We start from the raw sequence: 22,718 nt of genomic DNA, 5'->3' as shown, positions 1-22,718 counted from the left end.
CGGATCGACGTGCCAGAGAGCCTTGTGCGCTTGTGCTTCATTGCGGCCTATCGACCCGTATCACATCGCCTGGGCCGGCCTTGGTGCAGCGTCATTTTAATACTCTGTTCATTGCAGCGAACAACCAAGGCACGATAAATCACTTACCTTAAACTATTGTTTACGCGAAATCGGTTACTGATTGTCAGCGAAGCTCACTTGAAAAGCCGTTCTTATCTCATGTTCTTTTTCTACAGGAATTAGCAGACCAGTTTTTCGACGGAATGCTCTCTCGGAGATCAATGATGAAGTGGATTGCTGGACCCCTTAGCGCCGTCATCGTCTCGATAAGCCTTGTTCTTCACGACAGCCCTGCCGCAGCGGAAGAAGTGCTGCAACTGACGACCGAGCAATACGCCCCATTCAATTTCGAACAGGACGGTGGAATCGCCGGCTTGGGCGCCGATCAGGTTCGCGAGGTCATGCGCCGCAGCGGCATCGCTTATGAAATGACCCTGATGCCCTGGTCGCGGGCGATCGGGCTGGCGGGTTCACAACCGATGACCTGCGTCTTCACAACCGCACACACAGTGGACCGCAACAAACGTTTCAAATGGGTCGAGCCGCTTCTGGTCGAAAGAACGCTCATCATTCGGGCCGAAGGCTCGAAGGTCGATCCGGCCGACCTGAAGGCGGCGACTGCCTATCGCACCGGCACGCAGACCGGCGACTATACGGTCGAGCTGTTGCGCAACGCGGGCTTCACAGAAATTGATCTGGCCCGCGACCTGGATCTGACGCTGACCAAGCTGCTGAACGGCCGTGTCGACCTGATGGCGGTTTCGGAATCCTATCTGCATCGCCTGCGCAAGCAGGGTGTTCCCGTAGAGGAAGTCGCTGTGCTCTACGAACAGGTTTTTTCCGTCGCCTGTTCGCTCGGCACACCTGACAGCATCGTCGAGCGCATGCAAAGTGCATTGTCGGAGATGATCGCCGACGGCACCCAGGCCGAAATCCACGCGCGTTACAATTAGAGGCGCAACCCGTCCCGCTCAGCCGTCGCCGTGTCCCGAAGCGGCGAGGTTTGCCCGGTGACGCACAACAGCCGATATCGGCACCAGGGCGAAGCCGCGGGCCTGCATCTCCGGCACCCAGTCCCGCAAGGCCGCCACCGTCGCTGGATGGGGATGGCCGATACCGACGGCGTAACCGCGATCACGGGCGACCTGTTCAAGCAGCGAAAGCTGCCGGTCGATGGCGGCGCGGTCGTTGGGTTCGTTGTCGAGAAAGACATCCCGTTCGGCAAAGGGAACGCCGGCGCGCTCGGCCAGACGCCCCGCAACCGAATTGCGGGCGGTCACGGAATCTAGGAACAACAAGCCCCGCGCCTTTAACTCCCCCATCACCAAGGCCATACCCTCGGGCGATGCCGTGAAGCGGCTGCCCATGTGATTGTTGATCCCGACGTAGCCCTCGAAACGGTCGAGGCCCCAGGCCAGGCGCTGGGTCAGTTCAACCTCGGGAAGGCTGTCGGCCAGCACGTTGGGACCGGGATCTATGGTCGGGCTCAGGGGTTGCATCGGCACGTGCAGCATCAGCTCGTGACCGCCCTGCCGCGCCGCCTCGGTCATCTCCGAGAGGCCTTCGGCGTAAGTCATAAAGGAAAGGGTCATGGGGCCAGGCAGGGCAATCGCCCGCTTCGCGTTGCGCCGGTTCACCCCGATGTCGTCCAACACGATCGCGATCATCGGGCGGCCTTCGCTGGGCGCCACCGCGACGGCATGGAACTGCCAGGGCTGTGGCCCCGTCAGACCGCGGTCCGGAACCGGAATGACCGGAACGAAGGAGAGATCGTTGGGACCGGCCTCCTCGGGCGGCGCCTCGCTCTCGCTGTCTCCAGCAGCCTGGATGGCCGCCTCCAGCGCCTCCCGGTCAAAGGCCGGCTCGGACTGCTGCACGGCAGTCCGCCTCGGCGGCGGCGCGGACGGGGTTTGCTCTTTCGGCGCTTGCGCATCCTCCGCTAGCTGACCGCGCTCTCCCAGCAGGCCCTGGCGGTCCAGGATCACCCCCGCAAAGCCGCCGATCACCAGGCCGATCAGCAGCAGCCCGGTGACCGCCGCGGCATTCCACAGGGTCTCGGTGCCAAAGGGTTTAAGCTTTTTCGACTCGCGCGGTTTCATGGCGCGCAGACCCTAGCACGGCTTGGTTAACGAAGCGGGACCCAAATCGGCTTCAGCGGCCCTGCTCCGGTTTGCCCGCGAGGCCGCTCAGGATCGGACAATCGGGCCGCCGGTCGCCGTGGCAGCGCTCCATCAAATGGCCCAGGGTGGCCCGCATCTCCCCCAGTTCTTCGATCTTTCGGTCGATATCGGCCATCCGGCGGCGGGCCAGCGCTTTCACTTCTGCACTGCTGCGGCGGCGGTCCTGCCAGAGGGCCAGCAGACTGCCGACATCCTCCACCGAGAAGCCCAGTCCGCGGGCCCGCTGAACGAACCGCAAGGTCTCCACATCCCGGTCGCCGTAAACCCTGTATCCGGTTGCGCTGCGCTCAGCCGGAGCGATCAAGCCGACCGACTCGTAGTAGCGGATGGTTTTGGCCGGCACACCCGAACGCCGCGCTGCGGCACCGATGTTCATGGCGTTCTCCTGCTTTGGGGAGCGATCATGAAGACAGATAAAAGCTTCCAGCAACTGGAAGGTCAAGCAAGGCGATCTGCCTGCTTTCCGTGGGCCGCGGCGACCTGTTATAAGAGGAGCCGATCAACCCAGGGAACGGCTCAAAGAACCGGCGCAAGCATCTGAAATGTTTCTGCTAATCGACAACTACGACAGCTTCACCTACAACCTCTTCCACTTCCTGGGAGAGCTGGGTGCCGAGATCGAGGTCCGGCGCAACGACAAGGTGACGGTGGCCGAGGCCCTGGCCCTGCAGCCGCAGGGAGTCATCGTCTCACCCGGCCCCTGCGATCCGGACCGCGCCGGAATCTGCCTGGAGCTGATTACCGAAGCCGCCGACAAACTGCCGATCCTCGGCGTGTGCCTGGGTCATCAGGCCATCGGCCAGGTCTTCGGCGCCAAGGTGGTGCGGGCGCCGCAGCCGATGCACGGTAAGCTGAGCCCGGTTCAGCATAAGGGCCGAGGGGTCTTCGCCGGCCTGCCTTCGCCGCTGACGGCAACGCGCTATCATTCGCTGACCCTGGATCCGGAAAGCTTTCCCCATGACAAGCTGGAGGTGACGGCGGAGACCGCCGATGGCGTGATCATGGGCCTGCAGCATCGCGAACTGCCCCTCCACGGCGTGCAGTTTCATCCGGAGAGCATCGCCTCCGAAGAGGGGCACGCCCTGCTGCGCAACTTCCTCAGCCTCGCCGACCAGGCCGTCGCGGCTTAAGCCGGGCGATAGAGACGGGATGCGGGCATGAACGGCGCGGCGAGAAACCTGAAAGACCTCATCGGCAAGGCGGCCAAGGGCGAGAGCCTGAGCCGGGGCGAAGCCGAACAGGCTTTCGATATCATGATGTCGGGCGACGCCACGCCTTCCCAGATGGGCGGCTTTCTCATGGCCCTCAGGGTCCGCGGTGAAACGGTCGAGGAAATCACCGGCGCGGCGACGGTGATGCGCGCCAAGATGACGACGATCGGGCGGCCGGAAGGGGCAATCGACATCTGCGGTACCGGCGGCGACGGCAGCGGCACCTACAACATCTCGACCGCGAGCCAGTTCGTCGTGGCCGCCTGCGGGGTGCCGGTCGCCAAGCACGGCAACCGGGCGGCTTCGTCCAAAAGCGGTGCGAGCGACGTCCTCGAAGCCCTGGGCGTGAACATCGACGCCGACCTGACGCTGGTGGAACGCGCGCTGCACGAGGTCGGCACCTGTTTCCTGATGGCCCAGCGCCACCACGCCGCCGTGCGCCACGTTGGGCCGACCCGCGTCGAACTCGGCACCCGCACGCTCTTCAATCTGCTCGGGCCGCTCTCCAATCCCGCCAAGGTGCGGCGCCAGATGATCGGTGTCTTCGCACCGGAATGGATCGTTCCCCTGGCCGAGGTGCTGCGCGATCTGGGCCATGAGAAAGCCTGGGTCATCCACGGCGCAGGCGGGCTCGACGAAGTCTCGACCCTGGGGCCGACCCAGGTGGCGGAGTTGAAGGACGGCAAGGTAACGACCTTTGAGGTGACCCCCGCGGAAGCCGGTCTGCCGACGGCCACACTCGATCAATTGGTGGGTGGCGACCGGGATCATAACGCCGAGAAGCTGCGCGGCCTTCTGTCGGGAGAACCGGGGCCCTATCGCGACATCGTCGTGCTGGGCAGTGCCGCGGCGCTGATTATCGCCGATAAGGCGGCGGATCTGAAAGAAGGGGCCGTACTAGCCGCCGAAGCGATCGATTCCGGGAAGGCCCGGGAGGTGCTGGAGGGTCTGGTGCGGATCACCAACGAAGAGGTACCGGCCGATGAGTGATGTTCTACAACGCATCTGCGCCGACAAGCTGGAGCACATCGCCGCCGCAAAACAGCGGACGAGTCTCGCCGAGTTGCAGGCGCGCGCCGGGGCTGCCTCCGCGCCGCGCGGCTTCAAGGCGGCGCTGGATGCAAAGACCGCAATAGGCGGGCGGGCCCTCATCTGCGAGATCAAGAAGGCCTCGCCCAGCAAAGGGCTGATCCGCGCCGACTTCGACCCCCCGCGCCTTGCCGAGGCTTATCTGGCCGGCGGCGCGGCCTGTCTTTCGGTGCTGACCGACGTTCCATACTTCCAGGGTGCGGACGAATTCCTGGTCGCGGCCAGGGCGGCCGTTCCTCTGCCCTGCCTGCGCAAGGACTTCATGCTGGACCCCTATCAGATCGTCGAGTCCCGTGCCCTGGGTGCGGATTGTATCCTGCTGATCATGGCCGCCCTCGACGATGCGCAGGCCGAAGAACTGGAGACGATGGCCCTGGACCTTGGCATGGACGTTCTGATCGAGGTGCATGACGGTGCGGAACTGGAGCGCGCCCTGAGGCTGCGCTCGCCGCTGATCGGTATCAACAACCGCAATCTGAAGACCCTCAGCGTCGACCTCGCGACCACGGAAGCTCTGGCCGCAAGCCTGCCGGAAGGGCGCCTGCTGGTGTCGGAGAGCGGGCTTTACGAACCGGCCGACCTGGCGCGCATGGCCGCGGTCGGCGCCCGCGCCTTTCTGATCGGCGAGTCGCTGATGCGCCAAAGCGATGTGACGGCGGCCACCCGGGCGCTTGTCCAAGCCCATGACAATGCGCCGCGCGAAGCCGCCAGCGGCAGCGCCTGAGGGTAAGTAACATGGCTGGTTTCACCCATTTCGATGCCGAGGGTAAGGCGGTAATGGTCGATGTCTCCGATAAGGACATCAGCGAGCGTATTGCCGTCGCCAAAGGTTCGGTGATCATGCAGCCTGAAACCCTGGCGCTTATCCGCGACGGCGGCGTGAAAAAGGGCGACGTGCTTTCCGTGGCGCGCCTCGCCGGCATCATGGGGGCCAAGAAGACGCCGGACCTGATCCCCCTCTGCCACCCGCTTGCCCTTACCTCGGTGAGCCTGGAGTTGACGCTCGACGAAGCGCGCTCGGCCGTCGACATCACCGCCCGCTGCAAACTGAAGGGCCGCACCGGGGTCGAGATGGAGGCCCTGACGGCAGTCAGCGTCGCCGCCCTGACGGTCTATGACATGTGCAAGGCGGCCGACCGGGGCATGCAGATCAGCGATATTCGCCTGCTTCGCAAAGAAGGCGGTAAATCCGGCCTCTATGAGGCTCCTTGATGATATCAGTTGAAGAGGCGCTCACCCGGATACTGGATCACTTCACGGCTCTGCCCAGTGAGACGGTCGCGCTCAGCGAAGCCTTCGGGCGGGTCCTGGCCAAGGACATCACCGCCCGGGTCACACAGCCGCCCCATGCCGTCTCGGCCATGGACGGCTATGCGGTGCGGGCCGAGGACGTGGCGGCCGTGCCCGCCGACCTCAGGGTTATCGGCAGAGTGCCGGCCGGCGGTCTTTTCGATGGCCGTGTCGGCGCGGGCGAGGCCGTGCGCATCTTCACCGGCGCACCCTTGCCGGAGGGTGCCGATGCCATCGTCATTCAGGAGGATACCGAGGCTTCGGACAGCCAGGTGACGGTGAAGGAAAGCAGCCCCGTCGGACACTACGTGCGACCGGCGGGCCTTGATTTCGCAGAAGGCGACTCCGGGCCCGTCGCCGGGCGCCTGCTGACCGCCCGCGATATCGGGCTGATCGCCGCGATGAACCACCCCTGGGTTCAGGTGCACCGGCGGCCGCGGGTCGCGATCCTGGCCACCGGCGATGAGGTGGTGATGCCCGGCGATCCGCTCGGCCCCAGCCAGATCCTCAGTTCCAACGGGCCGGCGCTGGCCGCCTTCGTGCGTGCCTGTGGCGGCGAGCCGATCCAACTGGGCATCGCGCCGGACCGCAGCGAGCAGCTCGGCGCCCTGGCGGCAGGGGCCAGGGGCGCGGACCTGCTGCTGACCGCAGGCGGCGCCTCGGTCGGCGAGCACGACCTCGTGCAGAGCACGCTTGAGCGACAGGGCCTGGAACTGGACTTCTGGAAGATCGCCATGCGGCCGGGCAAACCGCTGATGTTCGGGCGCCTCGGCGAAACGCCCATGCTGGGCCTGCCCGGCAATCCGGTTTCGGCCCTGGTCTGCGCCCTGCTCTTCGCCCGCCCCGCCTTGAACCGCATGCGCGGTCTGAACGGCCCGGCACACCCGCTGACGCCGATGATCCTGGGCGCCGATCTGCCGGCCAACGACCGGCGTCAGGACTATCTGCGGGCCCGGGTGTCTCTGGACGCGGGCGGGCGGAAGACTGCGACGCCCTATGGCCGCCAGGATTCGTCGATGCTGGCGATGCTGGCCGCCGCCGATGGCCTTATCCTCCGGCCACCACACGCCGAAGCGGCACAGAAGGGCACTGCCGTGTCGGTTCTGGAACTGCGGGACCTCGCAGCAGGCCTCTGAAGCCGGCCAGGATCTCCTTCCCCATTGCAACCCTGGATGATGATTGCCATCCCATAGGTAGCACTGTGGACAAATTCCTTGACGGGAAATAAGAACCAAACTAGAACATGTGCCTAGGTTTTGGTTTTGTTCCATATCTTGTGTCATCCGAACCGCCGCCGTCGATACCCTGGGGGTCCAGTCAGCAGATGCTCACGAAAAAGCAGCACGAACTTCTCACATTTATTCATGGCCACCTTCAGCGCCATGGCGTTTCGCCGTCTTTCGACGAGATGAAGGACGCTCTTGCGCTGAAATCGAAGTCCGGTATCCACCGGCTCATCACCGGCCTCGAAGAACGCGGCTTTATCAAGCGCCTGCCCCACCGCGCCCGGGCCGTTGAAGTCATGCGGCTGCCCGACGATCTGGGGTCGAAGGGTGAAGAACCGGCACCGCTGAGCGGCATCAATCCGGGTTTCGCACCGAAGGTCATCCAGGGCAACTTCACCGGGTCGCTGCCCGGCGCCCAGGCGGCCAACGATTCCGAAGCCATGCAGTTGCCGCTCTACGGGCGGATCGCAGCGGGTACGCCCATCGAAGCCCTGAGAGACTATTCCAACCATGTGGATGTGCCCTCCGCGATGATCGGCAGCGGCGAACACTACGCGCTGGAGGTCGACGGGGACTCGATGGTCGACGCCGGCATTCTGGATGGCGACACGGTGCTCATCGAGCGCGGCGACACGGCGGAAAACGGCTCCATCGTCGTGGCTCTGATCGACAACGAGGAAGCGACCCTGAAGCGTCTCAGGCGCAAGGGCGGCGCGATCGCCCTGGAACCGGCCAACCAGGCCTATGAAACGCGTCTCTTCCCGCCGGAGCGGGTCACCATCCAGGGCCGTCTGGTCGGACTGCTGCGCCGCTACTAAATCCGGGAAACAAGAACCGTCTCACCGCGGCCGTCCGAGGTAGGGCGACCAGGGCCGCCTGCCCTGTTCGTCGCGCACGGTTGCGGCGCGGGGTCCCTGTGGCGTCAACCAGATGGCATGGGCGCCGTGGCGCCAAAGGTCAAAGCGGTCGATAACCAGGGCCGGGCCGCTACAGGAGTGCCGGCGCAGCGGCTCCAGGCTCACCATGACATCCACCGCTGCACAGTCATCCGCAGCGCCCAACGGGTTGCGCAGAACGGCGGCTTTTCCGTGGGCCCCCGCATAGAGGCACCCCAGCGGATCGCATCTCAACAGATCTCCGGCAGCCGTTCCATTGTGCGGCCAGGTTTCGATTTGCGGGGCATAGTTGCCGCGGCGCCAGGTGTCGAGTGTGAAGCGTCCGGCGCGCTGGTCGGGGACCCAAAGCCGGCCCTCCAGGTCGCGCAGAGCCACCTGACGCCCATCCCCGCTGACCAGCAGGTCCGCAGGCGCAAAAGCCGCAGGCGAGACCGCGCCGAGCAGCATGACCGCGAGACCCCAGACCCGCCAACGGCTCTGCCAGAGACAGAGCCAGAGGCCGCCGAGGACCACGGCCGCGAGCCCCCAAAGCGGCATCGGCGGCACCTGAACATGGGCCGCCGGAAGCCCGGCCACGGCTTCGGCCAGAATCAGCAGCAGATCAATCCCCCACCCCATCGGCACGAAGCCTATGGCTTCGAAGCCAAAGGGCATGAGCAGCATGCCGATAACCGCTGCCGGCATGATCACGAAGGCCGTCAGCGGCACGGCCAGCAGATTGGCCAGCAGCCCGAAAAGCGCCAGGCGTTGAAAGTGAAAGGCGGCAAAAGCACTGGTTGCCAGAATGGCGATAAGGGAGGTGACGGCGACGCCTAGGACATAGAGACCGAGCCGCCGCAGCGCCGTCCGCTCGACTGCCGTTTCTCGATAGTCCCGGCGCTGCCAGGCCTCGTAGAAACTGACAAGGGCAATGACCGCCGCGAAAGACATCTGAAAACTCGCCGAGACCAGACTTTCGGGCGCAAGCAGCAAAACCACCAGCGCGGCCAGCGCCACCAGCCGCAGTGAAATCGCCCGGCGATCCAGAAGAACCGCCAGCAGAACGATGGAGAGCATCAGAAAGGCGCGCTGGGCCGGAATGGTACCGCCGACCAGACAGAGATAGATGAAGGCTCCCAGACCGGCGCCAACAGCCGCCCATTTCTTTATCGGCCGATAAAGGGCGAGATCGGGGATGAGCGCGAGGCCCGCCCGCAGGCTGAAGAACAGCAGGCCGGCGACAAGGCCCATATGCAGACCGGAGATCGCCAGGAGATGGGCAAGACCGGCCCCGCGCATGTCCTCGCGCGTCGCCTCGGCAAGACCGCCGCGTTGACCGGTGACCAAGGCAACGGCCACGGCGCCACTTTGCCCCGGCAACAGGGCAGCGATCCGACCAGCGATGGCCTGCCGGGCCTCGGCCCAGAACAGGGACCAGCGGTCGGTGAGACTGCGGCTGCCAACCTCGCGGCCGGGCTCCGGCAGCGTCCGCAGCGGCCCGAGAGCAAAGCCGATACCGCCGAGTTGCTGAAAATAGGCTTGGCGGGCGAAATCAAAAGCGCCGGGCATGCTCGGCGGACTGGGCGCCCTTAGCCGGGCGCGCAGGGTGACGCTGTCTCCAGGCCTTGGCGCCCCCTCCACCCGCAGGGCCGTGACCCTCACCTTGGCGGGCAGCGCCGAGGGCTCTAAGCCTTCCATGACAAGGGGGCGCAGCAGAAACCGCCAGCCGCGCTCGCGCTGCTCCACGGCCAACACCTCCGCAGTCAGGGCGGCCGGTCCCCAGCGCCCGTCGAGAACCGGCGCCTCGACCCAGGCGCTGCGCAACTGCGCAGCAGCAAAGCCGAGACAAAAAACGAGCAGCGCCAGACCGGCAAACCGCGCCTTGAAGCGGCGTCCGAGCAGGATGAAGACCACGAGAGATGCAAGAGAGCAGGCGCCGCCGAGCCAGAGCGGGGGTTCCGCCGGGAGGCCAAAATAGAGGGCGATCCCCAGACCGAAGCAGACCGGCAACCAGAGCGGCCAGCGCTCCCGATCCGCGAGGAATCGCGCGGCAAACCAGCCTGCCAAGCGGCTGCCGGCGGAATGCAGCGACGGCGCAGAGCTTTCCTGGGCATCACGGGAAGGAAGATCGGGATCAACGCTGCGCTCCAAGCCCTCTCTCCTTCCCCGGCGCGCTGAACGGTTGGCGATTATAGGAGCGCCCAACGAACACGCAAAAGGAGAGTTTCAGACCGATTGGACTGCCGCTGGTGCTGTGCTAAACCCCGCCATCGATTTCAGGAGCGGTATCCTCAGATGACTTCCACCTCAGCCCCCGTCGTAACCCGTTTTGCGCCCTCCCCCACGGGCTTCCTCCACATCGGTGGCGCCAGGACGGCGCTCTTCAACTGGCTCTTCGCCAAGCATCACGGCGGCAAGTTTCTGCTGCGCATCGAAGACACCGACCGCAAGCGGTCGACCCAGGAAGCCATTGACGCGATCCTCGACGGCATGGGGTGGCTCGGCCTGGATTGGGACGACGAGATCGTTTTCCAGTTCTCCCGCGCCGACCATCACGCTGCCCTCGCCCGCCAGCTCCTCGCCGACGGCAAGGCCTACCACTGCTATGCCTCGCCGGAAGAGCTCGAAGAGATGCGCGCCGCCGCCCGGGCAGAAGGCCGCCCCATGCGCTACGACGGGCGTTGGCGCGACCGCGATCCGGCTGAGGCGCCGGAGGGTGTGAAACCGGTGGTGCGCCTGAAGATGCCGCAGTCCGGCGAAACTGAAATCGCCGACCTCGTCCAGGGGTCGGTGACAGTCGGCAACGAGCAGCTCGACGACATGATCCTGCTGCGCGCCGACGGCACACCGACTTACATGCTCTCAGTCGTCGTCGACGACCACGACATGGGCGTCACCCACATCGTGCGCGGCGACGATCACCTGACCAATGCCTTTCGTCAGACGCAGCTCTATGCAGCGCTTGGTTGGCAGGCCCCGCTCTTTGCGCACATCCCGCTGATCCACGGCGCCGACGGCGCCAAGCTGTCGAAGCGCCATGGCGCGTTGGGAGTCGATGCCTATCGCGATATGGGCTATCTGCCCGCCGCGCTGCGCAACTATCTTCTTCGCCTCGGCTGGGGCCACGGCGATGACGAAATCATTTCCACAGCGCAGGCCGTCGAGTGGTTCGATCTGGATGGCGTCGGAAAGTCGCCGGCACGTTTCGACTTTGTAAAACTCGGTAACCTGAACGGCATCTATATGCGAGAGACGGATCCGGCCGAATTGCTGGCCGCCGTCCTGCCGTTCATTGAGGAAAAGCTGGGCCACCCACTCGACGACACGCAACGTGTCAGGCTGGAACGTGGCATGGAGGGTCTCCGCAGCCGGGCAAAGAATTTGGTCGAACTGGCGGAAAATGCTATGTTCTACGTCGTTGATCGGCCCCTCGCCCTGAATGCCAAGGCCGAGAAGATCCTGAACGACGAAGCCCGGTCGCGTCTTGCCCGTCTGCAAGACGCTCTTTCGACGCTCGATTCGTGGAGTGAAGACGCCATCGAGGCGGCTGTAAGAGGCTTTGTCGAGGCTGAGGGCTGCAAGCTTGGTGAAGCTGCGCAGCCACTGCGGGCGGCGCTCTCAGGGTCGAATTCGTCACCGGGAATCTTCGAGGTGATGGATATCCTGGGCCGCGACGAGGCTCTCGCCAGGGTTGCCGATCAGGCCAGGGCGACCTGATCGCCCGGCGTTTGGCGGAAACAACTGTCCGCAAGGGCGGGAGATTCCGTAGTTTCAATGGCTTGGCGGCCTGTTTACCAAGCATTGGGAAACCAATATTAGCATCGCGCCGCCGGTGTGTTTTGCTGCACCGCGGTAATTGATTGAAAGGGTCGGTTTCTCTATGCTGCCGGCCAAGTGGAAAGCTCCTTCGATAGTCATGGGGATGGTAAAATGAATGATGTAACGCCTAACAGCAGCACCAAGCAGACCGTCACCCTGACAGACAATTCGACAGGAAAAAGCATCGAACTGCCGATCCTCGGCGGTTCGGTCGGGCCGCGTGCCATTGACGTGAGCCGCCTCTACGCCGAAACCGGCTGCTTCACCTACGACCCCGGCTTCACTTCAACCGCGAGCTGTGATTCGGCGATCACATATATCGACGGCGAAGTCGGCATCCTGATGCACCGCGGCTATATGATCGAGGATCTGGCGGAACACAGCGACTTCATGGACGTCTGCTATCTGCTGCTCCACGGCGAGCTGCCGAAAGCGGACGAGAAGACCGAGTTCGAACGCTCGATCACCTACCACACCATGCTGCACGAGCAGATGAACTACTTCTATCGGGGGTTCCGCCGGGATTCCCATCCGATGGCCATCATGGTCGGCGTTGTGGGAGCCATGTCGGCTTTCTACCATGACTCGACGGACATCAGCGATCCGCATCAGCGCATGGTCGCTTCCCACCGCCTGATCGCCAAGATGCCGACGATTGCCGCCATGGCGTACAAGTTCTCGATCGGACAGCCCTTCGTTTATCCGCGCAACGACCTGAACTACGCCGAGAACTTTCTCAACATGATCTTCTCGGTCCCCTGCGAGGAATACAAGATCAGTCCGGTGCTGGCGCGCGCCATGGACCGTATCTTCATCCTGCATGCCGACCACGAGCAGAACGCCTCCACTTCGACGGTGCGTATCTCGGGCTCGAGCAACGCCAATCCGTTTGCCTGCATTGCCGCGGGCATCGCATCGCTCTGGGGACCGGCCCATGGCGGCGCCAACGAAGCCGTGCTGCAGATGCTTCAGGAGATTGGCACCAAAGACCGCATTCCCGAGTTCATCGAGCGGGCCAAGGACCGCGACGATCCCTTCCGGCTCATGGGCTTCGGCCACCGGGTCTACAAGAACTACGATCCCCGCGCCAAGGTGATGCAGAAGTCCTGCCACGAGGTGCTGGCGGAGTTGGGCGTTACAGACCCCCTGCTCGACGTCGCCATGGAGCTGGAGCGCATCGCCCTGGAGGACGAGTACTTCGCCGAGAAGAAACTCTTCCCCAATGTCGACTTCTATTCCGGCATCATCCTGAAGGCGATGGGCTTCCCGACCTCCATGTTCACGGTGCTTTTCGCCCTCGCGCGCACCGTCGGCTGGGTCGCGCAGTGGCGCGAGATGATCGAGGATCCGAAGCAGCGCATCAGCCGTCCGCGCCAGCTTTACAACGGGCACACCAAGCGCGACTACGTGCCAATCGATAAGCGCTGAAGCGGCTCATGGCTACGCTCGTAAACGAGATTGAGATACGAGACGCCCGGGTCTGACCCGGGCGTTTTCTTATCGCGTCGCGAAGCCGGTGCCTCACCGGACCCTCAAACGCCGAAATCCCGCAGAAGGGTTGTCGTCCGATTGAGACGGCGCGCCAGATCGCGTGCGATCAGCTTGTGGAACAGCGACGCAAACTCAGGCTTGTCTCTCTCCAAGACTTCCATGCGATCCATATTGATCCGCAGCAGCTCTGACGGCTTATCCGCGACAATGTCGGCGGACCTGCCGCGCCCGGAGTAATAGGCCATTTCCCCGACAACGAATCCCGGGCGGATCTTTGCAACAATCGCGGTCTGTCCTTCGCCACACGGCGCCGCAACCTTCAACTCACCCGAACGCAGCAGGTAGATGTCATTGCAAGCCGCGCCCCTTTCCACAAGCACCGCGCCCGCGTCCAGCCTTATCTGTTCGGCATATCCATCCAACGTGGTCTCCGTGAACAGTGCTTCCATGCGGTTTCGGATACTCTCCTCAGCTGCGCGATCATCGGCCTGATTTTGCGCCAGGAGAGTATCTTCAAGATGCACCAGAGCCTCGTCGAGCGAAGTGAAAAAGCCGACTTCCCGCGTGCCTATCGATTCCCGTAACGCCGCTTCCACCGAGGGCGCAAGCCCGGACAGGATAAGCTGCACTTCATTCTGCGCACCGTCAGACACCAAACGTTGCAGGACCCGCAGCGTGGAGACATCAATGCCGCTCACATGCCTGAAATCGATAGCCAGCCAGCGAACCTCCGGGCCCTTACCGTCCATGACAGCCTGCATCCGTTCGCGCAGTACGCTGGCAGATCCAAAGAAGAGAAATCCGGACAACTCCACAATTTGGGCCCGAAGACCCGCTTCTGCTAAAACACGCAGCTCGGTGTCGGGGCGCTCAACACACGATCGCCTCGCGGCCAGACTACTAATTGAACGGATCAAATCGAGTTTGGCGTAAGCGATCACAAAGAAGACGCATGCCATCAACAGCCCAATCGCAATGGCTGTCAGAAAGCTATAAGAGACGGCAACGATGGGGATCAAAACAACAATCGTGTAATCGCGCACGCTTAGACGCCGCCGCTCCTCCCAAAGCCATGCGTAAAGCAGATCGAGACCCAGGAACGCGATCACTGCCGCGAAAAGGCCGACAGGCAGGGCAGACATCATGCCGGCGCCCAAGAAGAGCACCGCTGCGCAACCAAAGGCACTACTGATCCCCGCAATTGGTCCAATCAAACCGAGCCTGTTGGCCAGAATGGATTCGCTCAGGCTGTGATAGCCCGGAAGCCCCCCAACACAAGCACTCACCATATTGGCAATGCCCACGCCCTTGACCTCACGGCTAATATCAAAGTCTCTCCGAAAGGCCAGTTCCAACCCTGAGGCGTTGAGTGTCTTTCCAATCATGACCGTTGCGACGATGGTTAGGATTACCGGCGCTTGCAACATGACGGTGACCCAATCAGCTTGGGTCAGCAGCGCCGGGTTGACGCCCAGCAGAAAGCCTCCCTCCTGGAAGGGTCCAAGCAAGAGTCCCCGTTCGCGTGCCTCAGCCATGGAGAGTCCAAAAACCCAAAACAGGACATAGTATCCAACCGCTGTGGCTATCAGGGCCAAGGGCAAGGTGATGTAGCCTCTGAAAACACGCGTTGCTGCAACGATCGCCACCGCCGCTATCAGCGCAGGTACCCACTTAAAGAGACTGTCCGGCGTTAGAAATGCTGCCGCCCCGTCCGCTCCAAACGACAAACCCGCAGCCACATTGACACCACCAATCAAAAGCATAAGGCCCGTCGCCGCCAAAAACCCAGCGAGAACCGTGTAGGGCACAAAGCGTGCGATATAGGCCAGCTTCATCTGCCCAATCAACAACCCAGCCGCGCCTGTCGCCAGCGAGGCCACAACGATCAAGCAGGCTATGGTGGCGAAGAGTTCTTCGCCCGAAAGCTCTCCCGACGCGACGAACGACGCAGCGGCGCCTGCAAGCAAAATGGCAGGCACATCCTGGGGGGCAAGAATAGAACCGCGGAAAGAAAGGGTGAACGCGCCCATAACAGCGATCACAAAGCTGCCCAGCAACGTCAAACCGATACCGCGATCAAGATACTGGGCCAACTCGCCAGTGTAGACGATAGCGGCGAAAGATATGGCAAACACAGCCGAGACCAGGGCGATGAAAAACGCCCCGAAAGCAGTTCGAACTAGTACTAACAACTGACCTACTCCACGAACCCTGAGGCTCACCTCTCCGCGAGCAGACCAATGATCTCGCGTGCCGCACAGCGGCTGGGTGAGGCGTCTACAGGTCTTAATACGTGGACAACGTCGAGATAGGCTTCACGCTGGGTCCGGCGGGCTGCGGGGTCACGCAGCAGGCTGTCGACCGGCTCAATCAGATTTTCCACCCGGCACTCACCCTGCAGGAATTCCGGCTGTATCATCCTGCCGGCAATCAGGTTCACCAGGCTGACAAAGGGAACTCTTAGAAGCTTGGCGGAGAACAGGCTGCCGATCCCGGTCAGGCGATAGGCAATGACGGTGGGCACGCCTGCGACGGCCAGTTCAAGGGCAACAGTACCCGACGCTGCGAGAGCGACCTGGGCCTCGGCAAAGGCGGCGTGCTTCGCCGCGGCGCCGCGCACAACCTCCACCGGCACGGTCCAGGACGCGGCCTGCTCGCGGACAGCGGCTTCGACCGTCTCCACCGTTGGTATGACCACCCGCAACCCCGGATGCCGCTCGGCAAGAACGGCAACGGTCGCCCTGAAGATCGGCATCAGCTTGCCGACCTCGCCCTTGCGGCTGCCGGGCAGGACCGCCAGAAGCGGCCCCTTACCTGCCTCGGGAAGAGGGTCGGCCAGACGTTCCTCTTCGCTCTGCGCAAGCTCGACAGCCGGGTGCCCGACGAAGCGGGTCTTCAGACCGTGTTTTTCAAACAGCGGCGGCTCGAAAGGAAGCAAGGCCAGGATGCGGTCGAGATAACGCGCCATACGCTTGGCCCGCCCGGCCTTCCAGGCCCAGACCTGGGGTGCCACATAGTGCACCAGCGGTATGCCCTCGCCCTTCAGGCTCTGAGCCACTTCCAGGGTGAAGGACGGTGAGTCGATGGTAACCAGCACATCAGGGCGCAGCGACCGTACCGCCGCGGCCGTTTGCCGAATGCGCAGGATGATCTTGAGGAGATGCGGCAGGACCTCGATAAAGCCCATCACGGCAAACTCGTGAATCGGATAGAGGCTCTTCAGACCCTGCTTGGTCATCTCTTCGCCGCCGATGCCGGCGAAGCGGATGGCGCCGCCGGTTTCTTCGCGCAGCGCCGCCATCAGGCGGCCGCCCAGCAGATCGCCCGACGGCTCCCCGGCGATCAGGAAAACCAGCGGTCCGTCATGCCGACCTGCGGTGGCAGTCATACCGAAAGGTCGATGCCGACAAGGAACAGGCCGGCCCGGTCCGCGGCGCGGGCCACCGCATCGGTATCGACGACCAGGGTACCGCCGGCCTCTATGGCGATGCCGCGCAGCCCGGCCGCTGCAGCAGCCTCGACGGTCTTCACGCCGACCGTGGGAAGATCGGCCCGACGCTCCTGGCCCGGCTTGCTCAGCTTGACAAGAACACCGCCCAGCCCGTCGCGCCGCAGCGGACCGCAGCGCTCCAGCAAAGCGTCCGTACCTTCCGTCGCCTCGACACCCAGAACGATACCGTTCTGAATGACCGTCGCCTGGCCGACATCCGCAGCGCCCATCGCCTGAACAACGGCGATCCCCCGCTCGATGTCGGACTGGGCCTGTTCATCCGGAACGCAACGCCCGTAGGGCCCGGCAACCGCCAGAAGATCACCCATCAACTCATCGACGCCCCGCACCGTGAAGCCCTCGGTTTCCAGGGTTTTCACCAGCGTTCCGAGGATGCCATCGTCGCCGAGCCGGTTAAACTTGATCTTGGTGAGCGCCTTTAAGGTATAGGCATCGGGCCGCAACTCCGAAAGAGTTGGCCGCTTAACCGGTCCGATCATGACCAGTTCGCTGACCCCCGCCCCGCGCAGTGCATCCAGGGCCCGCTTGGTCTGTCCCAACTTGATCCAGAGATGGTCGACCCCCTCGACGGTGGAAGCCTCCGTATTGTCTTCGATGGCGACAACGAAGGCGCCGCGCCCATCGGATTGGCAGAGTTCAACCAGCCGACGCGGAAGGTGACCGCCGCCAGCAAGGATGCCCAGCGGTCCGGACATCAGTATTCGTCCGGGCGCAGGATCGGGCGGCCGGTCTCGACCCGCAGGAATTCCAGAAGGGTATCGACGGTGCCATTGCCACCGAACGATTCTTCGACCTCATCCATGCGCTCCGTCAGGGTGCCGCCCTCTTCGGTGAAGAGAACGTCATAGGCCTTCTTCAAGGCTTGTATCTCCTGAGTCGGAACCCCGGCACGTTTCAATCCCACCAGGTTCAGGCCGTCCAACCTGGTCGGGCGGGCCATGACGATCCCGAAAGGAATGACGTCGTGCTTCGTTCCCACCATGGCGCCCAGCATGGCGTTACGGCCCACGCGAACGAATTGCTGAACCCCGGTGAGACCGCCGAGAATGGCATTGTCCTCAATGATGACATGGCCGGCCAGGGTGCAGTTGTTTGCCAGGATCACCTTGTTACCGATCTGGCAGTCATGCGCCACGTGCGAGCCAGGCATGAACAACCCGCCGTTGCCGACCCTTGTCACCATGCCGCCGCCCTCGGTGCCGGTGTTCATGGTAACGTGTTCGCGGATCGTGTTGTCCGTGCCGATGTGCAACTCGGAAGGTTCGCCGCGGTACTTGAGGTCTTGCGGCGTCTGGCCGATGGAACTGAAAGGCAGAATGGTGGTCCTGGCGCCAATGGTCGTGCGCCCTTCGATCACCACGTGGCTGTGAAGCTTGACCGCGTCCCCAAGCACGACATGCGGCCCCACGATACAGTAGGGGCCTATCTGGCAAGTTTCGGCAATCTGGGCACCGGGATCGATGATCGCGGTCGAGTGGATCTCGGGCATCAGTAATCCATGATCATCGCAGAGTAACTGGCGCTGGCGACCAAAGTGCCGTCAACCTTCGCTTCCCCTGTGAACTTCCAGACGTTTCGGCGGTTCTGCACCCGCTTAACATGGATTCTCAAGCTATCGCCGGGCACTACAGGCTTGCGGAAACGGGCACCGTCGACCGTCATGAAATAGACCGGCTTGCCGTGGGCCTCCTCGCCGAGCGAATACATGATCATCGCCGCTGCCGTCTGCGCCATCGCCTCAACGATCAAGACACCGGGCATCACGGCGCGTTCCGGGAAGTGCCCCAGGAAGAACGGCTCGTTGATGGTGACGTTCTTGATTCCGGTTGCCGATTCATGGAGGACGATGTCCTCAACACGATCGATCATCAGAAACGGATAGCGATGCGGCAGCAGATCCATGATCTGCTGCACATCCAGGCTACCGGCGACATCCTGATCTGTGGTCTGTTCACTCATCCTTTTTCCTGCCTCTTGCTTTCAGCTGGCGTTCCCAAATCGCACAGAGCCGAAAGAACTCCCTCACCGGCCGGGCCGGGCTTCCCAGAACTGTCATGCCGCCGGGAATATCACGCATGACACCCGCCTTGGCCCCGATCCGGGCACCCGCCCCAATCTTCAGATGACCCGAAACGCCGGCTTGCGCAGCGACCGCAACAAAGTCCTGCAGGACCGTGCTGCCCGCCACACCGGACTGGGCCACAAGCACGCAACCGCGGCCAATCTGCACGTTGTGCCCGATCTGTACGAGATTATCAATCTTCGCTCCGGCACCGATAACCGTATCTGGTCCGGCCCCCCGATCAATCGTGCTGTTTGCCCCGATTTCAACACCGTCCTCCACCAGGACCCGGCCCAGTTGAGGGACATCGACGAAGCCTTCCGGGTCCATGGAGAAGCCGAATCCCCGTGTTCCGATACGGGCCCCAGCGTGAATCTGACAGGCGCGCCCAATCACGCAAAAAGCCAGAGAAGCGTTGGGTCCGACCACCGTACCATCGCCGATCTCGACAGCATCGCCGATTACGGCATTCGCCTCGATCCGGCAGGCCCGACCGATCCTGGCCTCGGCGCCGACAACCACACCAGGCCCCAGTTCACAGCCGTCCCCTAACTCCGCGGAAGGATCGACCTGCGCCGAAGGGTGGACACCCGGTCGTGCGGCGACCACCGGGTAGAAGGCTTGGGCAACCTTGGCATAGCCGCGATACGGCCGCCGCGTCAGCAACAGGCGCATACCCTTAGGTGCGCGGTCGGCAAATTCAGGATCAACGATGCAGGCCCCGGCACCGCTTTCCATGAACTGGCCGATGTAGCTGCGGTTGTCCAGAAAACTGACGTCGTCCGGACCGGCAACGTCCAGTGGTGCGACGTCGGAGAACAGGGTTTCACCATCGACATCCGGCTGTAACTCGGCCTCTGCGATCTCTGCCAGACGGGAAAGCGTGAAAGGACCCGTGACCTTGAAAAAGCGGCTATCTGCCATGACCCACCCTAGTCTTCTCCCCTCGGCACCATATCAGCTTTGCCGAATCCGCTGTCAGTTTGCCGGTGGTGCCGACGAAGAAACATCGGTAAGCCTTGCGTTCAGCCTTTTCAAGGCTTCCTCGGTGTAGTCGAACTCCGATTTCACGATGATCACAGTGGTCTTGGCCAGAATAACGTCCAGGTTGCGCTCTCTGGCAATTTCCTGGGAAATCGTCAAAAGAACCTGCTGCACTTCCGCCATTCCCTGACTGAAAAGCTGATCCAAACGCCGGCGCTCGGTCTGCATCTCCCGCTGCAGCGCCACCCCTTGTGTCTCCAGCCTGCTGCGTTCACTCAGATAGTCTTCCGAGGAGAGCGATGCGCGCCTCTGGGCAAGCTCTACATCGGCCGCCCTGAGCGCTTCCTCGCGATCGAGCATGGATTGTTGCGCAGCCTGTCTTGCGATTTCCACACGTTGGGCCAGAGCCTTTACGGCGATCGATTCGCGCAGAACGGATTGGATGTCGACAACGCCGATCAGCGGCGCGCGGTCGAGCTGCGTCCGGTCAGACTGAACGGGCTCCGTCTGACCCTGCGCGGCCATCGGCAGGTTCACCGCCAGCAGGAGCACCGCGGCAGTGCGCCAAAGCCAGCTGCATAAGCAGGTCATGTTTCTTAAAACTGTGTTCCAAAGCTGAAGCTGAGGATCTCGGTTTCGTCGAAGTCCTCTTTGACCACGGCAACACCCAGGTCCAAGACCACCGGCCCAAAGGGTGAATTCCATGAAATGCCGGTGCCGACCGTAACGCGAGGACTGCTGGAATCGTCAACGACAACCGGAATGCTGTTGTCGTCGATATCCCAAGCCGCGCCCACGTCGGTGAAAAAGCGCCCCCGGACATCCAGGTCGAAAGGCAGCGACAGAGGGAACGCCATCTCCACGGTACCGGTGTAGAAATGCTTGCCACCGAGCGCATCTCCGGTGTTGCGGTCGCGCGGGCCGATGCCGCCGAATTCAAAACCACGTGGATTACCGCCGCCGCGGAAAAAACGATCCGAAATGCGGGTGTCATCACCGACGCCGGCAATGGTACCTGCCGACCCGCGCGTTGAAATCGTGTAGTCGTCAAAGACTGTATAGAAGTAGCCGCCGCTGACAGAGGCCTTCACGAAGGTCACGTCACCGCCCAGGCCGGTAAACTCCGTACGCAGGCGCCCGATGACACCCTCTCGGGCGTCAAAACGCGAATCCCGCGTGTCGTAGGTCAGTTCGTTGCTGATGCTCGAACGAAGGGTTTCGCCTTCTTCAGAACGAACCAGCAAAGAGGCGTCGCTGTCAACGTCGGTAATGTCACGACTCTCAACGGTGTAGCGAACGACATTACGAACGTTCTCGGTGAGATCAAAGCCGGCGCGGACGGAGCCGCCGAGCCGCTCTTCCTCAAACGAGCTTTCGTCGTCTCGGTCGTCGGTCGTGCGGAACAGATCGATACCCGCGGCGAGGTTGCGGTCGAGAAAGTAGGGTTCCGTGAAGCTGAAGTCGATCTCCGACGCTTCACCGGCAAGGGTGAAACTCAGGCGAAGGTCCTGACCGCGTCCCAAGAGATTGCGTTCACGGATGCCGATGTTGCCGATCGGGCCATCAGCCGATGAAAAGCCGGCGCCGAACGTCAGGTCGCCGGTCGACTGCTCTTCGACCTCGACTTTCACAACCGTCCGGTCCGGAGAACTGCCCGGCTGATTTTCGACCGTAACCGTCTTGAAGAAACCAAGGTTTTGCACCCGCTGTCGGGAGCGGCGCAGCTTCGAGCTGTTAAAGGCATCCCCCTCAACCAATCGGAATTCACGCCTGATAACGCGATCCAAGGTGCGGGTGTTCCCTTCGATATCGATGCGCTCCACAAAGACCTTGGGGCCTTCCTGGATGTCAAAGACGAGATCGATGGTGAGGTTTTCGCGGTCTCTCTGAACCCGCGGCCGAACATCGACAAAGGCAAAGCCAAAGTCGCCGACAGCTTCGGTCAGGGCCTCGATCGACTTGTCCACTTCGCTGGCGTCGTACCAATCACCCTCAAAAGTGGTCAATTCGCCGCGCAGTATCTCGGGGTCAAGATTGCGCAGTGTTGTTTCCAGGCCAATCGTCCCGAAGCGATAGCGCGGCCCCTCTTCCACCGTGAACGTTACGATGAAGTCCTGATTGTCCGGCGTCAGTTCGGCAACGACGGAGGCAACGCGGAAGTCGGCGTAACCCTCGTTCAGATAGAACCGGCGCAGCAGTTCGCGGTCGAAAGTCAGCCGATCCGGATCGTAGGTATCCGTATTGGAAAAGAAGTTCCAGAACGATGCCTCTGACGTCGTCACCTCATCGCGCAAAGAGGAATCCGAGAATTCCTTGTTGCCGATGAAATTGATCGAACGAATGCTGGTCAACGGACCTTCGTTGATTTCGAACGCAAGGTCGACGCGGTTCTGCTCAAGCTGGATGACCTTGGGTTCCACCGTCGTGGCGAAACGGCCGGAGCGGCGGTAGATCTCCAGAATGCGGTTGGTGTCGCTCTGCGCCTTGGTTCGCGTGAAAACCACGCGGGGCCGCAGCTCGACCTCCTGTTGCAGGGTTTCGTCGTCGATCCGGCGATTGCCCTCAAAAGCAATGCGATTGACGATCGGATTCTCGGCCACCACAACGATCAGGACATCTCCCTCCCGCCGCAACGTCACGTCCGCGAACAGACCGGTTGAAAACAGGTTCTTGAGGGAAGTATCGAGGCGCACAGGATCGAAAGGATCGCCGGGATTGACCCGCATATAAGAGCGAACCGTAGCCGCCTCGATGCGCTGGGTTCCTTCAACTCTTATCGAGTCAATGCGACCACCCGACAGTAAGGATTGGCCGAATACCGACTCCGCCTGGCCGAACCACACTGCACTCGACAGCAGGCACACCATAACCGCAACGAACAACCGTCCGCGACACACGTTACCCTGTTCCTTCCCCCGGT

Annotated in this window: 20 protein-coding genes; 9 read left to right on the top strand and 11 right to left on the bottom strand. The window is 62.6% G+C overall.

All coding sequences use genetic code 11. The features are described 5' to 3' along the window. The first annotated feature begins 284 nt into the window (after nucleotides 1-284). Nucleotides 285-1,013, top strand: coding sequence for a substrate-binding periplasmic protein (locus ACP146_RS10775; RefSeq protein WP_422366756.1), 729 nt, complete (start codon nucleotides 285-287; stop codon nucleotides 1,011-1,013). Nucleotides 1,014-1,031: 18 nt separating this feature from the next. Here the strand turns inward: ACP146_RS10775 and ACP146_RS10770 are convergent, their stop codons facing one another. Next, on the bottom strand, nucleotides 1,032-2,159 hold the full coding sequence (locus tag ACP146_RS10770) for a divergent polysaccharide deacetylase family protein (protein WP_422366755.1): 1,128 nt from the start codon (nucleotides 2,157-2,159) through the stop codon (nucleotides 1,032-1,034). A gap of 52 nt (nucleotides 2,160-2,211) precedes the next feature. Next, nucleotides 2,212-2,616, bottom strand: coding sequence for a Cu(I)-responsive transcriptional regulator (cueR, locus tag ACP146_RS10765; RefSeq protein WP_422366754.1), 405 nt, complete (start codon nucleotides 2,614-2,616; stop codon nucleotides 2,212-2,214). A 166-nt stretch (nucleotides 2,617-2,782) separates the two neighbouring features. Here cueR and ACP146_RS10760 point away from each other — a divergent pair, with 166 nt between their 5' ends. The 6 genes from ACP146_RS10760 (at nucleotide 2,783) to lexA (ending at nucleotide 7,874) form a co-directional block, all read left to right on the top strand. Further along, nucleotides 2,783-3,370, top strand: coding sequence for an anthranilate synthase component II (locus ACP146_RS10760; protein WP_422366753.1), 588 nt, complete (start codon nucleotides 2,783-2,785; stop codon nucleotides 3,368-3,370). Nucleotides 3,371-3,397: 27 nt separating this feature from the next. Further along, complete coding sequence (gene trpD / locus ACP146_RS10755; protein WP_422366752.1) at nucleotides 3,398-4,441, top strand: anthranilate phosphoribosyltransferase; 1,044 nt, start codon at nucleotides 3,398-3,400, stop codon at nucleotides 4,439-4,441. Then, nucleotides 4,434-5,264: an indole-3-glycerol phosphate synthase TrpC gene (gene trpC, locus ACP146_RS10750; protein ID WP_422366751.1), complete on the top strand. Its 831-nt coding sequence runs from the start codon at nucleotides 4,434-4,436 to the stop codon at nucleotides 5,262-5,264. Before trpD ends, trpC begins: the two co-directional genes overlap by 8 nt. A gap of 11 nt (nucleotides 5,265-5,275) precedes the next feature. Continuing rightward, on the top strand, nucleotides 5,276-5,752 hold the full coding sequence (gene moaC, locus ACP146_RS10745) for a cyclic pyranopterin monophosphate synthase MoaC (protein WP_422366750.1): 477 nt from the start codon (nucleotides 5,276-5,278) through the stop codon (nucleotides 5,750-5,752). Next, nucleotides 5,752-6,966 (top strand): gephyrin-like molybdotransferase Glp, encoded by a 1,215-nt coding sequence (gene glp, locus ACP146_RS10740; protein WP_422366749.1) that lies wholly within the window; start codon nucleotides 5,752-5,754, stop codon nucleotides 6,964-6,966. The genes moaC and glp overlap by 1 nt, the downstream gene beginning before the upstream one ends. A gap of 188 nt (nucleotides 6,967-7,154) precedes the next feature. Beyond that, nucleotides 7,155-7,874: a transcriptional repressor LexA gene (lexA, locus tag ACP146_RS10735; RefSeq protein WP_422366748.1), complete on the top strand. Its 720-nt coding sequence runs from the start codon at nucleotides 7,155-7,157 to the stop codon at nucleotides 7,872-7,874. 21 nt (nucleotides 7,875-7,895) lie between these two features. Here the strand turns inward: lexA and ACP146_RS10730 are convergent, their stop codons facing one another. Then, entirely contained in the window at nucleotides 7,896-10,082 is a 2,187-nt protein-coding gene (locus ACP146_RS10730) for a ComEC/Rec2 family competence protein (RefSeq protein WP_422366747.1), read from the bottom strand. Nucleotides 10,083-10,226: 144 nt separating this feature from the next. Here ACP146_RS10730 and gltX point away from each other — a divergent pair, with 144 nt between their 5' ends. Next, nucleotides 10,227-11,648: a glutamate--tRNA ligase gene (gene gltX, locus ACP146_RS10725; RefSeq protein ID WP_422366746.1), complete on the top strand. Its 1,422-nt coding sequence runs from the start codon at nucleotides 10,227-10,229 to the stop codon at nucleotides 11,646-11,648. 213 nt (nucleotides 11,649-11,861) lie between these two features. Then, entirely contained in the window at nucleotides 11,862-13,178 is a 1,317-nt protein-coding gene (locus tag ACP146_RS10720; RefSeq protein WP_422366745.1) for a citrate synthase, read from the top strand. A gap of 104 nt (nucleotides 13,179-13,282) precedes the next feature. On the opposite strand, the gene ACP146_RS10715 is transcribed toward ACP146_RS10720, so the two are convergent. From ACP146_RS10715 to bamA, 8 genes are read right to left on the bottom strand one after another with little or no spacing between them, the layout of a single operon-like run. Next, complete coding sequence (locus ACP146_RS10715; protein WP_422366744.1) at nucleotides 13,283-15,433, bottom strand: SulP family inorganic anion transporter; 2,151 nt, start codon at nucleotides 15,431-15,433, stop codon at nucleotides 13,283-13,285. A 26-nt stretch (nucleotides 15,434-15,459) separates the two neighbouring features. Continuing rightward, nucleotides 15,460-16,629 (bottom strand): lipid-A-disaccharide synthase, encoded by a 1,170-nt coding sequence (gene lpxB / locus ACP146_RS10710; RefSeq protein WP_422366743.1) that lies wholly within the window; start codon nucleotides 16,627-16,629, stop codon nucleotides 15,460-15,462. Beyond that, complete coding sequence (locus ACP146_RS10705; protein WP_422366742.1) at nucleotides 16,626-17,447, bottom strand: LpxI family protein; 822 nt, start codon at nucleotides 17,445-17,447, stop codon at nucleotides 16,626-16,628. The genes lpxB and ACP146_RS10705 overlap by 4 nt, the downstream gene beginning before the upstream one ends. Beyond that, nucleotides 17,447-18,241 carry an acyl-ACP--UDP-N-acetylglucosamine O-acyltransferase gene (gene lpxA / locus ACP146_RS10700; protein ID WP_422366741.1) on the bottom strand — a complete coding sequence of 265 codons (795 nt, stop codon included), beginning with the start codon at nucleotides 18,239-18,241 and terminating at the stop codon, nucleotides 17,447-17,449. The genes ACP146_RS10705 and lpxA overlap by 1 nt, the downstream gene beginning before the upstream one ends. Beyond that, on the bottom strand, nucleotides 18,241-18,711 hold the full coding sequence (fabZ, locus tag ACP146_RS10695; protein ID WP_422366740.1) for a 3-hydroxyacyl-ACP dehydratase FabZ: 471 nt from the start codon (nucleotides 18,709-18,711) through the stop codon (nucleotides 18,241-18,243). The genes lpxA and fabZ overlap by 1 nt, the downstream gene beginning before the upstream one ends. Next, a complete protein-coding gene (gene lpxD / locus ACP146_RS10690) occupies nucleotides 18,704-19,738 on the bottom strand; it encodes a UDP-3-O-(3-hydroxymyristoyl)glucosamine N-acyltransferase (RefSeq protein ID WP_422366739.1) in 1,035 nt (344 codons plus the stop codon). The genes fabZ and lpxD overlap by 8 nt, the downstream gene beginning before the upstream one ends. 54 nt (nucleotides 19,739-19,792) lie before the next feature. After that, a complete protein-coding gene (locus tag ACP146_RS10685) occupies nucleotides 19,793-20,389 on the bottom strand; it encodes an OmpH family outer membrane protein (protein WP_422366738.1) in 597 nt (198 codons plus the stop codon). Between the two features lie 5 nt (nucleotides 20,390-20,394). Continuing rightward, entirely contained in the window at nucleotides 20,395-22,695 is a 2,301-nt protein-coding gene (bamA, locus tag ACP146_RS10680; protein WP_422366737.1) for an outer membrane protein assembly factor BamA, read from the bottom strand. Nucleotides 22,696-22,718 lie beyond the last annotated feature (23 nt).

The organism is Pelagibius sp., from assembly GCF_965249265.1.
Taxonomy (GTDB): domain Bacteria; phylum Pseudomonadota; class Alphaproteobacteria; order Kiloniellales; family Kiloniellaceae; genus Pelagibius.
Note: the sequence above shows the minus strand (reverse complement) of the source record. Positions and strands in the feature narration are given on the sequence as shown.